General features: G+C 73.0%; 10 protein-coding genes and 1 pseudogene. 5 read left to right on the top strand and 6 right to left on the bottom strand.

The window, feature by feature from the left end; genetic code table 11:
• The first annotated feature begins 351 nt into the window (after positions 1-351).
• Positions 352-780, top strand: coding sequence for a hypothetical protein (locus ACIQV3_RS33800; RefSeq protein ID WP_403719208.1), 429 nt, complete (start codon positions 352-354; stop codon positions 778-780).
• A gap of 76 nt (positions 781-856) precedes the next feature.
• Here ACIQV3_RS33800 and ACIQV3_RS33795 read toward each other — a convergent pair whose 3' ends face one another.
• The 5 genes from ACIQV3_RS33795 to ACIQV3_RS33775 form a co-directional block, all read right to left on the bottom strand.
• Positions 857-1,819: a cation diffusion facilitator family transporter gene (locus ACIQV3_RS33795; protein WP_403719204.1), complete on the bottom strand. Its 963-nt coding sequence runs from the start codon at positions 1,817-1,819 to the stop codon at positions 857-859.
• 27 nt (positions 1,820-1,846) lie between these two features.
• Positions 1,847-2,725, bottom strand: a complete 879-nt coding sequence (locus ACIQV3_RS33790) for an acyl-CoA thioesterase (RefSeq protein WP_403719201.1) — start codon at positions 2,723-2,725, stop codon at positions 1,847-1,849.
• An 18-nt stretch (positions 2,726-2,743) separates the two neighbouring features.
• Positions 2,744-3,901 carry an acyl-CoA dehydrogenase family protein gene (locus ACIQV3_RS33785; RefSeq protein ID WP_389434692.1) on the bottom strand — a complete coding sequence of 386 codons (1,158 nt, stop codon included), beginning with the start codon at positions 3,899-3,901 and terminating at the stop codon, positions 2,744-2,746.
• Between the two features lie 119 nt (positions 3,902-4,020).
• Complete coding sequence (locus ACIQV3_RS33780; protein WP_403719198.1) at positions 4,021-4,506, bottom strand: hypothetical protein; 486 nt, start codon at positions 4,504-4,506, stop codon at positions 4,021-4,023.
• Between the two features lie 41 nt (positions 4,507-4,547).
• Positions 4,548-6,878, bottom strand: a complete 2,331-nt coding sequence (locus ACIQV3_RS33775; protein ID WP_403719195.1) for a helix-turn-helix domain-containing protein — start codon at positions 6,876-6,878, stop codon at positions 4,548-4,550.
• A 117-nt stretch (positions 6,879-6,995) separates the two neighbouring features.
• Here ACIQV3_RS33775 and speB point away from each other — a divergent pair, with 117 nt between their 5' ends.
• Complete coding sequence (gene speB, locus ACIQV3_RS33770; protein ID WP_327306617.1) at positions 6,996-7,964, top strand: agmatinase; 969 nt, start codon at positions 6,996-6,998, stop codon at positions 7,962-7,964.
• Between the two features lie 43 nt (positions 7,965-8,007).
• The gene (locus tag ACIQV3_RS33765; protein ID WP_403719192.1) at positions 8,008-9,675 is read left to right on the top strand and encodes a thiamine pyrophosphate-binding protein; all 1,668 of its coding nucleotides are present in this window, start codon (positions 8,008-8,010) and stop codon (positions 9,673-9,675) included.
• A gap of 23 nt (positions 9,676-9,698) precedes the next feature.
• On the opposite strand, the gene ACIQV3_RS33760 is transcribed toward ACIQV3_RS33765, so the two are convergent.
• The gene (locus ACIQV3_RS33760; RefSeq protein ID WP_403719290.1) at positions 9,699-9,956 is read right to left on the bottom strand and encodes an ATP-binding protein; all 258 of its coding nucleotides are present in this window, start codon (positions 9,954-9,956) and stop codon (positions 9,699-9,701) included.
• An 18-nt stretch (positions 9,957-9,974) separates the two neighbouring features.
• On the opposite strand from ACIQV3_RS33760, the pseudogene ACIQV3_RS33755 reads away from it, so the two are divergent.
• Both ACIQV3_RS33755 and ACIQV3_RS33750 read left to right on the top strand, forming a co-directional pair.
• A pseudogene (locus tag ACIQV3_RS33755) lies at positions 9,975-10,175 on the top strand (UTRA domain-containing protein); the annotation flags it as partial.
• A gap of 53 nt (positions 10,176-10,228) precedes the next feature.
• Positions 10,229-14,086 carry an ABC transporter ATP-binding protein gene (locus ACIQV3_RS33750; RefSeq protein WP_403719189.1) on the top strand — a complete coding sequence of 1,286 codons (3,858 nt, stop codon included), beginning with the start codon at positions 10,229-10,231 and terminating at the stop codon, positions 14,084-14,086.
• Positions 14,087-14,107: the final 21 nt, after the last annotated feature.

The raw sequence follows: 14,107 nt of genomic DNA, 5'->3' as shown, positions 1-14,107 counted from the left end.
GAGGACCGGGGTCTGGGGCGGAGCCCCAGGGGTCCGGGCGCAGCCCGGGACCCCTGCTCTTCAGCCGGTCCGGCGTTTGAGGACCGGGTCAGGGCGGAGGCCTGGGAACGGTGGAAGGGCGGGTAGGGGAACTCCGCCCCGCAGGGCCCACCCAGCCGCATCCGCGCACCGGGCTGGAACGCGACATAGCGTGATCGGGCAGGTGCGTCAAGCCCCGAATGCGAGTGGCGTGACGCGGATCCCGGCCGAGGGTTTATTTGGAGTACGCCCTCACCGGGAAACGCCGGAAGAGCCAGAGGGCAGGAAGTCACCCCGAATTCCCTCTCTTGATTTTCCGAATGGAGAACGGCCATGTTCAAGATTCTTTCGACCCGCCGCCTTGTCCTTGCTTCCGCTTCCGTCGCCCTGCTGGGTGGTGGCATAGCCCTTCCCGCCACGGCGATGGCGGCCCCCGCTCCGCAGCACGCGGTGTCCTTCCTTCAGGACGACAGTGCGGATGGCATCGGTACGGGTGGCGACGCCAATGCCGAGAACACGACCGTCGGCGGGACCTCGCAGGGTGGCAACGCCGACAGTGGTGTCGGCAGCTGTAAGGGCAAGTGCACGATCACTACGGGAGATGCCCGGGGTGGGGACTCCAGTGCCGATGCCATCAATAGCGGTGACGCCACCGCCGTGGGCGGCGACGGTACCGGTACGGGTGGGAACCTGAACAAGGTCGACAAGCAGGTGGTGAAGAACCAGGTCAAGAAGGACCTCAAGGCGAAGCTGGGCAAGTGAGCCCAGGAGGTCACCCAGCAACGGCGGCGCCCCGGGAACCCCCGGGGCGCCGCCGCGCAGCCGTGCGAGGCCGGAGTCAGGAAGGACTGGGGGTGGGGTCCAGGTAGACGCGGCGGATCGCCGGGAAGCGGTCGCGGAGCTGCGTTTCGGCGATCTCGCAGGCCGCCTCCACCTGCGCGGCAGACGCCAGATCGTGGAAGTCGATCTTCGCCGCGATCAGCACCTCCGACGGCCCCTGCACCAGCGTGGTCAGCTCCAGCACGGCCTCGATGTGCAGCACCGACAGGAGCTCCTCCCGTACCTGCGCCCGCATCCCCTCCGGCAGCGGCCGCCCGATCAGGTACTGCGCGTTCGAGCGCCCCAGCTCCCACGCCACCCACACCAGCAGCAGTCCGATGAGGAGCGAGGCGACCCCGTCGTACACGCCCGAGCCCGTGAGCTGTGCTCCCAGCAGGCCGCCCGCCGCCAGTGCCAGGCCGATCAGCGCGGCTACGTTCTCCAGGAGGACAGCCTTCACCGCCGTGTCCGGGGTGTGTTTCACGTACAGCCCCAGCGGCGCCCGCATCCGCGCCGCCTCGCTCTTGACCTGCCGCCAGGCGACCAGGAGGGAGTATCCCTCCAGGGCGGCGGCGACGGCCAGGATGATGTAGGAGAGGGTCGGGTTTCCGGGGTCCTCGCCGTGGAGGAGGGTGTGGATGCCGTCGTAGACGGCGAACACCGCGCCGCCGACGAAGGTGGCGACCGAGGCGAGGAGTGCCCAGATGTAGCGCTCCGGCCCGTAGCCCAGTGGGTGCGCCTCGTCCGCCGGCTTCGCGCTCCGCTTCAGCGCGGTCAGGAGCATCACCTCGGTCACCGTGTCGGCCACCGAGTGCGCCGCCTCGGAGAGCATGGCGCTGGATCCGCTCAGGATGCCGCCCACGGCCTTGGCCGCGGCGATGCCGAGGTTGGTGACCACGGCGACGATGACCGTGCCGATGCTCTCGTTCTCGGCCTGGCCGTCGGTTCCGTTTCCGTCCACCATCGCATCGCTGCTGGTCATGGTGTGACGTTACGTCGGACGGCCGTACTACGCGCGCGGGACGCGCACCACGCCCTCCTGAATGACCGTCACGGCGAGCCTGCCGTCCTGGGTCCAGATCCTGGCCTGGCCGAGGCCCCGGCCGGCCGCCGCCGAGGGCGACTCCTGGTCGTAGAGCAGCCATTCGTCGGCGCGGAACGGCCGGTGGAACCACATCGCGTGGTCGAGCGATGCGCCGACCACGTCGCCGACCGCCCATCCGCCCTTCCCGTGCGCGAGCAGCACCGAGTCGAGCAGGGTCATGTCGGAGACGTAGGTGGCCAGGCAGGTGTGCAGGAGCGCGTCGTCGCTCTCCAGCTTGTCGGAGGTGCGGAACCACACCTGCGAGCGCGGTTCGACCGGTTCGCCGACGCTGCCCCAGGGCGGGACCGTCGCGTACCGCAGGTCGACCGCGCCGCGCGCCTCGATCAGGCGTTCCACGGTGCCCGGGTCGCGGAAGACCCCGCGGAAGAGCGGGAGCGATTCCGCGGCCGTCGGGAGGGTCTCCGGATCGGGGGCGTCGGGCATCGCGGCCTGGTGGTCGAGGCCCTCCTCGTACGTCTGGAAGGACGCGGAGAGGTGGAAGATCGGCTGGCCGTGCTGGACGGCGACGACGCGGCGCGTGGTGAAGGAGCGTCCGTCGCGGATCCGGTCCACCGAGTACACGATGGGCGCGCCGGGGTCACCGGCGCGCAGGAAGTACGAGTGGAGCGAGTGCGCGGTGCGGTCCGCGGGGACGGTCCGGCCCGCGGCGACCAGCGCCTGGGCGGCGACCTGGCCGCCGAAGACCCGCGGTACCAGCGCGGAACGACTGGTACCGCGGAAGATGTTCTCCTCGATCTGCTCGAGGTCGAGCAGATCGAGGAGAGTCGTGAGGGCCTCGTTCATGGGGGAAGGCTAGATGCCTTACAGGCCCATCGACTTGGCGATGATGGACTTCATGACCTCGCTGGTGCCGCCGTAGATGCGGTTCACGCGGTTGTCGGCGTACAGGCGGGCGATCGGGTACTCGTTCATGTAGCCGTAGCCGCCGTGCAGCTGGAGGCACTTGTCGATGACGCGGTGCGCGACCTCGGTGCAGAACAGCTTCGCGGAAGCGGCCTCGGCGGCGGTGAGCTCACCGGCGTCCAGGGCCTCCAGGGCGCGGTCGGCGACGGCCTCGGCGGCGTCCACCTCGGCCTGGCAGGCGGCCAGTTCGAACTTGGTGTTCTGGAAGTGCGCGACCGGCTTGCCGAAGACGGTGCGGTCGGTGACGTACTGCTGGGCGAACCGGACGGCGGCCTTGGACTGCGCGTACGCGCCGAAGGCGATGCCCCAGCGCTCGGACGGCAGGTTGGCGCCGAGGTAGTAGAAGCCCTTGTTCTCCTCGCCGAGCAGGTCCTCGACCGGGACCTTCACGTCGACGAACGCCAGCTCGGCGGTGTCGGAGGTGCGCAGGCCGAGCTTGTCGAGCTTGCGGCCGATCGAGTAGCCCTCGGACTTGGTGTCCACGGCGAAGAGGGAGATGCCGAAGCGGCGGTCGTCCTCGCTGGGGGCGGAGGTGCGGGCGCAGACGATCACGCGGTCGGCGTGCACGCCGCCGGTGATGAAGGTCTTGGAGCCGTTGAGGACGTAGTGGGTGCCGTCCTCGGAGAGCTTCGCGGTGGTCTTCATGCCCGCGACGTCGGAGCCGGTGCCCGGCTCGGTCATCGCCAGGGCCCACATCTCCTCGCCGGAGACGAACTTGGGCAGGAAGCGCTTCTTCTGCTCGTCGCCCGCCAGCATCTTGATGTAGGGGAGGGCGAGCAGGACGTGCACGCCGGAGCCGCCGAAGTTGACGCCCGCGCGGGAGGTCTCTTCGTAGAGGACGGCCTCGAACTTGTGGGTGTCCAGGCCGGCGCCGCCGAACTCCTCGGGGACGTTGATGCCGAAGATGCCCAGCTCGCCGAGCTTGTAGTAGAACTCGCGCGGGGCCTGGCCGGCCGCGAACCACTCGTCGTAGACCGGGACGACCTCGGCCTCGATGAAGGCGCGGATGGTCTCGCGGAACGCCTCGTGGTCCTCGTTGAACACCGTACGGCGCACGGCCGACTCCCTTCGTCGCGGCAGTCAGCCGCCCAATCTAAGCGCTTGCTCAGATTAAGTTACCGGCGAGTTGGTCGTGCTGTCCAGAGTGAGGTCGGGCACGTCGGTCCGGAGGCCGGTCAGAAGCCGTCGCAGACGGCCGAGGCGAGGGGGCCGGTGGCCGTCGCCGTGACGGGCGGGTCGTCGTCCACCGTCACCGAGCAGGTGGCGGTGCCGCCGTCGGGGCCCAGGGTGACGACGAGGGAGCCGCCCTTGACGAAGCCCTTCGTGGTGAGCTCCTCGGTCCAGGGCAGGGCCCGGTCGCTGACCTGGCTGGTGGACAGGTTCCCGTCGCGCCAGGTCGAGTAGGTGATGGCCACGCCCGAGGCGGTGCCGGTGGCCGCGTACGTGATGCGGGCCGGGCGCGCGGCCTCCTCGGACACCTCGTCGACGAAGACGGCGAAGAGGGCGGTGCAGCCGCCGAGCAGGAGCAGGAGCAGGCCCAGGAGTACCCATGGCCATCGGCGGCGCCTCCGGGGCGGCGGGTGCGGCTGCGGCTGCTGGGGTGGGCGCGGTCCCCAGTGAGGGGGGTCCGAGGGGTCCGAGGGGCTGTCCGGCCGGTTCATGTCCCCAGCGTCTCCCCGTCCGTCGCACGCCGCGACACGGCCTACGGGCCGTCCGGGCCGTCGGTGTGGCGCAGCGCGAACCACAGCTCCATCCGGGTGTCCGGGTCGTCCAGGTCGGCTTCGCCCAGCAGGCCGGCGATCCGGGAGATGCGCTGGCGGACGGTGTTGCGGTGGATGCCGAGGGCGGCCGCGCTGCGGTCCCAGCTGCCGTGGTGGGCCAGCCAGGCGTGCAGGGTCTCCCGGAGTGCGGAGGAGAGGGGCGCGAGCACGGCCTCGGCGTGGGCCCGGGCCTCGGCAGCGCCGACCAGGCCCGAGAAGCCGGGGTCCCGGTGCCGGACCAACCGGGTACGGGCCGCCTCGGCGCGCTCCAGGGCCCGCCCGGCCTGCGCGTCGGCGCCGGGCAGGCCGCCGGGCTCGGCCGCGGCGCTCACCCCGAGCCGCCAGCCGGGTTGCGGGGCGGGCTCGCGGCGGGTGAGTAGGCGTACGGAGCCTGGGGGTACGGAGCCTGCGCGTGCGGAGCCGGGGGGTACGGAGCCTGGGTGTGCGGAGCCTGTGCGTGCGGCGTCCTCGCGCAGGGGATCCCCGGGTACGGAGGACCCGCGCGGGTCCAGCAGTACGGTGCCCAGCGCGGCCGCCAGGGCCCGCGGGTCCCCGGTGCCGCGGGCGTGGACGGCGTACCAGGGCCCGGGGCCCAGTGCCGTCGCCGGATCCCCGTCGAGCAGCAGCCGGGTCAGGGCGGCCTCCGACCCGGCGGGGCGGTGGGCGGTGAGCAGCGTCAGCAGGACGGCCGCGACCGAGGCGATGGTGTGGTCCCCGGGTGCCCGCGTCGGGTTCGCGAGGGCGAGGACCCGCCCGTCGCCCAGGGCGTGGACGCTGAGGTGGAGGCCGCCGTGGGTCGCCGTGGCGGTGACGGCGGAGCCGGGTGCGACCCGTCGGGCGAGTTCGGTGAGCACGTCGAGCGCCTCGGGCGCGGGCGCCGTTCCGGCGGAGGCGCCGGGGGCGGTGAGGGTGGCGAGGGTGGCCGGGCCGGCCGTGCCGGAAAGTCCCGCCGTTCCCACCTTTCCCGCCGGTCCAGAGGGTCCCGCCGGTCCTGCGGGCATCGGCCCGTGTTCCGCCCCGGCGGCGCCCGCCCCGAGGCCCTGCTCCTGACGGGCGTCCGGGCCCTCCGGCGCGGTGGGCGCGGCCCCGGTCCCTGCTGTGGTGGGTTTCGGCCCGACTCCTGTCCCGGCGGGTGCGGTCCGGACGGCCCCTGTCCCGGTGGGCGCGGGCCGATCGGCGCTTGCCCTGGTGGGCGCAGGCCCGGCCCCTGTCCCGGTGGGTGCCGACCGATCGGCGCTTGCCCCGGTGGGTCCGGGCCCCGTCCCTGCTTCGGTGAGTGCAGGCCCGGCCCCTGTCCCGGTGGGCGCGGGCCGATCGGCGCTTGCCCCGGTGGGTGCGGGCCCCGTCCCTGCTTCGGTGGGTGCCGCCCCGGATCCCGCTGCTGCGGGTCCTGCCACCGTGGGCCCCGGCATGGTGGCCCCCGGGGCGTCCGGCCGGGTGGTGGGGAGGAGGCCGGCCCAGCCGCCCAGGGCCGCCGCCAGGCGGCGCAGGACGGCCGGGACCGGGTCCGGGCGGGCGGCGGCCGCCGCCAGGGACTGCTGGGCCTCGGTCACCCGGCGGAGCTCGGCGGTGCGGGCCCGTGCCATCAGCCGCCAGACGCTCCGACCGACCGCGGTGAAGGGGGTCCCGGGCGGCACCTCGATCAGCGGCAGCCCGTACTGCTCACAGGCCTCGACGAGGGACCGCGGCACGGTCTCGTGCACCGGTGTCACTCCGAAGCCGACAGCCCCGACCCCGGCCCGGACCAGCCGCGCGACGTACGGTCCGGCCTCGATCAGCCCGGCATCCGCGTGTCCGGCGCCAGCGTGTCCGGCACCCGCGCGCCCGGCATCCGCGCGCCTGGTGCCGGCCTGGTCCGTACTGCCCGCCCCGCTGTGGGCACGCCCGCTGTCCGCGTGTCCCGCGCCCCCGTGGCCGGGGCGAACGTCGGCGAGCCCGACTCCCGCCGGACCGCCGCCCACCCCCGATGGCTCCGCCTGGCCGCCTGCGGCGTGGTCCGTGTCCCGGGTCGGCGAGGCCTCCGCCCCCGAGGGCTCCGCCCGGCTGCCCGGGGCGGGTTCCGTCCCCCCGGCCGGCCAGGCCACCGCCGCGAGGCCCGCGCCCGCCGTCAGGAGGAGTTCGCCGCCCAGCAGGTACGGGGACGGGTCCGCCATCTCGGAGGCGTGGACCCCGTGCAGTTCCGCTTCGGCGGGCCCCGCCAGGTGGCGCAGCCCCAGTTCGTGGTCGGCGAGCAGCCGGCCGAGCGCGACCGGCGGGGTGGGAGGGGCTTCCATGAGTGGATACTCCGTACACATCGGGGGAGCCTGATGGATGAAACGTACACTTCGCCCACCCCGGGTGTCCGTTTACGCTCGAAGGACCGCACCGCACACCTCCCCGGAAGGCCCCCCATGAGCACGCAGCCGCGCGGCCCCGTCGACTCCTCCCGCATCCCGCGCTACGCGGGCCCCGCGACCTTCGCCCGGCTGCCCCGCCTGGACGAGGTCGGCGGCAAGGCCGACGTGGCCGTCGTCGGCGTGCCGTTCGACTCCGGAGTCTCGTACCGCCCCGGCGCCCGCTTCGGCGGCAACGCGATCCGCGAGGCCTCCCGCCTGCTGCGCCCGTACAACCCCGCGCAGGACGCCTCCCCGTTCGCGCTCGCGCAGGTCGCCGACGCCGGCGACATCGCGGCGAACCCCTTCAACATCAACGAGGCCGTCGACACGATCGAGGCCGCCGCCGACGAGCTGATCGGCAACGGCTCCCGCCTGATGACCCTCGGCGGCGACCACACCATCGCGCTGCCCCTGCTGCGCTCGGTGGCGAAGAAGCACGGCCCGGTGGCGCTGCTGCACTTCGACGCCCACCTGGACACCTGGGACACGTACTTCGGCGCCGAGTACACGCACGGCACTCCGTTCCGCCGCGCCGTCGAGGAGGGCATCCTCGACACCGAGGCCCTGTCGCACGTCGGTACGCGCGGCCCGCTGTACGGCAAGCAGGACCTGGACGACGACGCCAAGATGGGCTTCGGCATCGTCACCTCGGCCGACGTCTACCGCCGCGGCGCCGACGAGGTCGCGGACCAGCTCCGCCAGCGCATCGGCGACCGCCCGCTGTACATCTCCATCGACATCGACGTGCTGGACCCGGCGCACGCGCCCGGTACGGGCACCCCGGAGGCGGGCGGCATGACCTCCCGCGAGCTGCTGGAGATCATCCGCGGGCTCTCCTCCTGCAACCTGGTCTCGGCGGACGTCGTCGAGGTCGCCCCGGCGTACGATCACGCGGAGATCACCTCGGTCGCGGCCTCGCACACCGCGTACGAGCTGACCACGATCATGAGCCGTCAGATCTCTGCGGCACGCGGCGCCAAGTAGGCACAGCGCGCAGGCGAAGGCGAACCCGAAGGGCAAGCAAGAAGTGACGCACGACCACGACCTGGTACTCCGTCCCACCGAAGCCCAGAAGGCGGCGGCCCTCGCGCCCCCGCCGGGGCGCACGGGCGGGGACCTGGTCGTGGAAACGCTGCGCTCCCTCGGCGCGACCACCGTCTTCGGCCTGCCCGGCCAGCACGCGCTCGGCCTCTTCGACGCCGTCGGCCGTTCCGACCTGCGCCTGGTGGGCCTGCGTACGGAGAACAACGCCGGGTTCGCCGCCGACGCGTACGGCCGGATGACCGGCGAGGCGGCCCCGCTCCTCCTGTCCACGGGCCCGGGCGCGCTCATGGCGCTCCCCGCCCTGGCCGAGGCGGCGGCGGCCTCCGCCCCCGTTCTGGCGATCTCCTCGCAGGTCCCGACCCCGGGCCTGGGCGGCGGCCGGCGCGGTCACCTGCACGAGCTGCGCGACCAGTCGGCCTCCTTCCGGGACGTGGTCAAGTCGGTGCACGCCGCCCGGACCCCCTCCCAGATCCCGTCCGTGATCGCCGAGGCCTGGGAGTCGGCACTGACCGCCCCGCACGGGCCGGTGTGGGTGGAGATCCCGGAGGACGTCCTGCGCGCGGAAACCGTCCTCCCGCAGGTCACGGGCATGGACGCGACCCCGCACGAACTGGCGCCGCGCCCGGAGCTGACCGCGCTGGCGGCGCACTGGCTGGAGAACGCCGAGCGCCCGGTGATCATCGCGGGCGGCGGGGTGATCCGCTCGGACGCGGCGGGCAAGCTGAAGCAGCTCGCGGAACGCCTGAACGCCCCCGTCGTCACCACCTTCGGCGGCAAGGGCGCCTTCCCCTGGACCCACCCGCTCTCCCTCCAGTCCTGGCTGGAGGACCGCCACATGACTGACTTCCTGGAGGACGCCGACGTCCTGCTGGTGGTCGGCTCGGGCCTGGGCGAACTGTCCTCGAACTACCACACGTTCTTCCCGGAGGGCCGGGTCGTCCAGATCGAGGCGGACCTCGGCAAGCTGGAGTCCAACCACGCGGGCCTCGGCATCCACGCGGACGCCCGCCTGGCCCTGCAGGCACTCCTCGAAACGGTCGCCGAACGCCCCGACCCGCAGGCCCCCGAGCGGGTCCGCCTGCTCCTCGCCGACATCGCGGACCGACTGGCCTCCCAGGAACTGACGCTGGAGCAGCAGCTCCTGACCTCGATCCGCCAGGCCCTCCCGCCCCGCTCCCCGTCCTTCTGGGACATGACGATCCTGGCCTACTGGGCCTGGTCGGCCTTCGACGCCAAGCACCCCAACACCATGCACTCGGCGCAGGGCGCGGGCGGCCTCGGCTACGCCTTCCCGGCGGCCCTCGGCGCGGCCGTCGCGGAGCCGGACACCCCGGTCCTCGCGGTCTCCGGCGACGGCGGCGCGATGTACTCGATCGCCGACCTGGCCACCGCCCGCCAGCACGACCTGGACGTCACCTGGCTGATCGTGGACGACGGCGGCTACGGCATCCTGCGCGAGTACGGCTGCGAGACGGGCACGACCCTGACCCGCCCCGACTTCGTGGCGCTGGCGGCCTCCTTCGACATCCCGGCGACCACGACCACCCCGGAATCCCTCCGCGAGGACCTGGCCAAGTCCCTGAAGACCCCGGGCCCCTCGCTCCTGCTCCTTCCGGCCAAGCTGAGGATGTTCGCACCCACCCACGTCTGAGGGGTGCGCGGTGAAGTCGCCGCCTACGTCGTGACCTCGGCCCAGACCGCCTTGCCGATGCCGTGCCGTCGGGGACAGCAGCCCCAGCGTTCGGCGAGGGCGGCGACGATCGCCAGGCCCCGGCCCCGCTCGTCCGTGTCCGGCACCACCTGTGGCGTGAGCTTCACGGCGGGTCCGGCGTCGGCGACCTCCACGCGCAGCAGTCCCTCGTAGCGGGCGAGCCGGATGCCGAGGTCGCGGCCCTGCGGTGCGCGGGAGTGCCGTACGGCGTTGCTGACCAGCTCGGAGAGCAGCAGCTCAAGCCGGCGCGGTTCCGCGAGGAGGTCCGTTCGCGGATGCCGAACGCCGAGGAGGCCGCGAGCCTCGGGCTGGCCGCCGGGACGCCCGTGGTGCTGGTCGTCCGTACCGCCTTCGACGCCGACGGGCGGGTGGTGGAGGTCAACGAGATGGTGCTCGATGCCTCCGCCTACGTACTGGAGTACGAGTTCGACGCCCCGTAGGCCCAGCACCGCGCGCGGAACCCGCGCAATCCAGTTCGAATTGTTGCGGCGGGATGAAATCCGCCGGTCGGAGCGTTGGCGCTTCCGGTAGAGCAGGACGAACGGGGAGGCAGTACGTGGCTACGGCGACGGCGGGAACGGCGGCTGGAAGCAAACAGGGGTGGGGGAGGCGGCTCGCCGCCTACACCTGGCGGTACAAGGCCAATGTGCTGCTGGCCCTCGGGTCCTCGCTCGGCGGCATGGCCGTCATGGCGCTCGTGCCGCTCGTCACCAAGGTGATCCTCGACGACGTCATAGGCGACCAGAGCAAGCCCATGACGCCCTGGGCCCTGATGCTCATAGGCGCCGCGGTCCTCGTCTACGTGATGACCTACATCCGCAGGTACTACGGCGGGCGGCTCGCCCTCGACGTGCAGCACGACCTGCGCACCGACATGTACGCCACCATCGCCCGGCTCGACGGCCGCCGCCAGGACGAGCTGTCCACCGGGCAGGTCGTGGGGCGGGCGACCACCGACCTCCAGCTGATCCAAGGGTTGCTCTTCATGCTGCCCATGACCATCGGCAACTTCCTGCTCTTCGGGATATCCCTCGGGATCATGCTGTGGCTCTCGCCGCTGCTGACCGTCGTGGCGCTGCTCATGGCACCCGCCCTCTGGTTCATCGCCAAGCGCAGCCGCAAGAAGCTCTTCCCCGCCACCTGGTACGCCCAGAGCCAGGCCGCCGCCGTCGCCACCGTCGTCGACGGGGCCGTCACCGGCGTCCGCGTCGTCAAGGGCTTCGGCCAGGAGGAGCAGGAGACCGGCAAGCTGCGAGACGCCGGCCGCCGGCTGTTCGCCGGGCGGATGCGCGGGATCCGGCTGAACTCGCGCTACACCCCGGCGCTGCAGGCCGTACCGGCCCTCGGCCAGGTCGCCATGCTGGCGCTGGGCGGCTGGATGGCCACCAAGGGCCAGGTCACCCTCGGTACCTTCGTCGCCTTCTCGACGTATCTCGCGCAGCTCGTCGGCCCCGTCCGGATGCTCGCCATGGTGCTGACAGTCGGCCAGCAGGCCCGCGCCGGCGTGGAGCGCGTCTTCGAGCTCATCGACACCGAGCCGGTGATCCGGGAGGGGAGCAAGGAGCTGCCCGCCGACGCACCCGCGACCGTCGAGTTCGACGACGTGCGGTTCGGGTACGACCCCGAGCGGCCCGTGCTCGACGGGTTCCGCCTGTCGATCGCCGAGGGGGAGACCGTCGCCCTCGTCGGGTCCTCGGGCAGCGGGAAGTCCACCGTTTCCCTACTGCTGCCGCGCTTCTACGACGCCGACCACGGCGCCGTCCGCGTCGGCGGCCACGACGTGCGCGAGCTGACCTACGACTCGCTGCGCGATGCCATCGGGCTCGTGCCCGAGGACTCCTTCCTCTTCTCCGACACCATCCGCGCCAACATCGCCTACGGGCACCCCGGCGCCACCGAGGAGCAGATCCGGGCCGCCGCCCGCGCCGCCCAGGCCGAGGGCTTCATCGAGGCGCTCCCCGCTGGCTACGACACCACGGTCGGCGAGCAGGGCCTGACCCTCTCCGGCGGTCAGCGCCAGCGCATCGCGCTCGCCCGCGCCATCCTCACCGACCCCCGCCTGCTGCTCCTCGACGACGCCACCTCCGCCGTCGACGCCCGCGTCGAGCACGAGATCCACGAGGCGCTGCGCGCGGTCATGGCCGGCCGCACCACCCTGCTCATCGCCCACCGCCGCTCCACGCTGGCGCTCGCCGACCGGATCGCCGTACTGGACCACGGGCGGCTCTCCGACGTCGGTACGCACGAGGAGCTGGAGCGCCGCTCCGCCCTGTACCGGCGGCTCCTCACCGACCCGGACGCGCTGGGCGCCGGCTCCCCGCGGACGCCCGAGGCGCCCGCCATGGAGGAGTTCGAACGCGACATCGAGCGCGACATCGAGCTCGAAGCCGAGATCGACTCCGAGCCGGTCAACGCCAAGCGCCGGGTGGCCGGCGGGATCACCCCCGAGCTCTGGCAGCGCCAGGAGGAGGAAGAGGAGAGGACCACCGCCGCCGCCGGGATGTCCGCCACCCCCGAACTGCTCGCGCAGGTGGCCGCGCTCCCGCCCGCCGACGACACCCCCGACGTGGACGAGACCCGCGCGGCGTCCGCCGAGGACAGCTACAACCTGGGCCGCCTGCTGCGCGGCTTCTGGGCGCCGCTCGCGATATCCCTCGGCCTCGTCGCCCTCGACGCCGGTTCCGGGCTGCTCCTGCCCATCCTGATCCGGCACGGCATCGACCAGGGCGTCGAAGCGGCCGCCCTCGGCGCCGTCTGGGCGGCGTCCCTCCTCGCCCTCGGCGTGGTCATGGCCCAGTGGGCCGCACAGTTCGCCGAGACCCGGATGACCGGCCGCACCGGCGAGCGCGTGCTCTACGCCCTGCGCGTCAAGATCTTCGCCCAGCTCCAGCGCCTCGGCCTCGACTACTACGAGCGCGAGCTCACCGGCAAGATCATGACCCGGATGACCACCGACGTGGACGCCCTGTCCAGCTTCCTGCAGACCGGCCTCGTCACCGCCGTCGTCTCGGTCCTCACCTTCGTCGGCATCCTGGTCGCCCTGCTCGTCCTGGACGTGGAGCTGGCGCTGATCGTCTTCGCCACCCTGCCCGTGCTGATCATCGGCACCGTCTTCTTCCGCCGGAAGTCCGTGGCCGCCTACGAGCTCGCCCGCGACCGGGTCGGACTGGTCAACGCCGACCTCCAGGAGTCCGTGGCCGGACTGCGCATCGTCCAGGCCTTCCGCCGCCAGCGCGCCGGCGCGATCCGGTTCGCCGAGCGCAGCGACTCGTACCGCGAGGCCCGGGTGCGCGGCCAGTGGCTGATATCCGTCTACTTCCCCTTCGTGCAGCTGCTGTCCTCCGGGGCCGCGGCCGCCGTGCTGATCGTCGGCGCCGGGCGGGTGGAGGCCGGCACGCTCACCACCGGCGCGCTGGTGGCCTTCCTGCTGTACATCGACCTGTTCTTCGCCCCCGTCCAGCAGCTCTCCCAGGTCTTCGACGGCTACCAGCAGGCCACCGTCTCCCTCGGCCGGATCCAGGGCCTGCTGCGCGAGCCCACCAGCACCCCGCGCCCGGCCGACCCCCGCCCGGTCCCCGAGCTGCGCGGTGAGATCGCCTTCGAGGGGGTCCACTTCTCGTACGGCACGGCCGAGGAGCGCGGGGAGAAGGAACAGGCACTCACCGGGATCAGCCTGCGCATCCCCGCCGGGCAGACCGTCGCCTTCGTCGGCGAGACCGGGGCCGGCAAGTCCACGCTGGTCAAGATGGTGGCCCGGTTCTACGATCCGACCGCCGGCCGGGTCACCGCCGACGGGGTGGACCTGCGCGAGCTGGACCTGACGGGCTACCGCCACCGCCTCGGCGTCGTCCCCCAGGAGCCGTACCTCTTCCCGGGAACGGTCCGCGACGCCATCGCCTACGGGCGGCCCGAGGCGAGCGACTCAGAGGTGGAGGCCGCGGCGCACGCGGTCGGCGCCCACGCCATGATCGCCACGCTGGACGGCGGCTACCTGCACGCCGTCACCGAGCGCGGCCGCAACCTCTCCGCCGGCCAGCGCCAGCTGATCGCGCTGGCCCGCGCCGAGCTCGTCGACCCCGACGTCCTGCTGCTCGACGAGGCCACCGCCGCGCTCGACCTGGCCACCGAGGCCCTGGTCAACCAGGCCACCGACCGGCTCGCGGGCAAGCGCACCACGCTGGTCGTGGCGCACCGGCTGACCACGGCCGCACGCGCCGACCGGGTCGTCGTCATGGACCGCGGCCGGGTCGCGGAGGACGGCACCCACGCCGAGCTGCTGGCCCGCGGCGGCCGGTACGCCGAACTGTGGCGCACCTTCGTGGGCGAGGACGAGCCGGCCGCGGCGGCGTAGGGCCGCGGCACGCGAACGGCG

Origin of the sequence: Streptomyces sp. NPDC099050 (assembly GCF_044759865.1) — a bacterium.
Lineage (GTDB): Bacteria > Actinomycetota > Actinomycetes > Streptomycetales > Streptomycetaceae > Streptomyces.
Note: the sequence above shows the minus strand (reverse complement) of the source record. Positions and strands in the feature narration are given on the sequence as shown.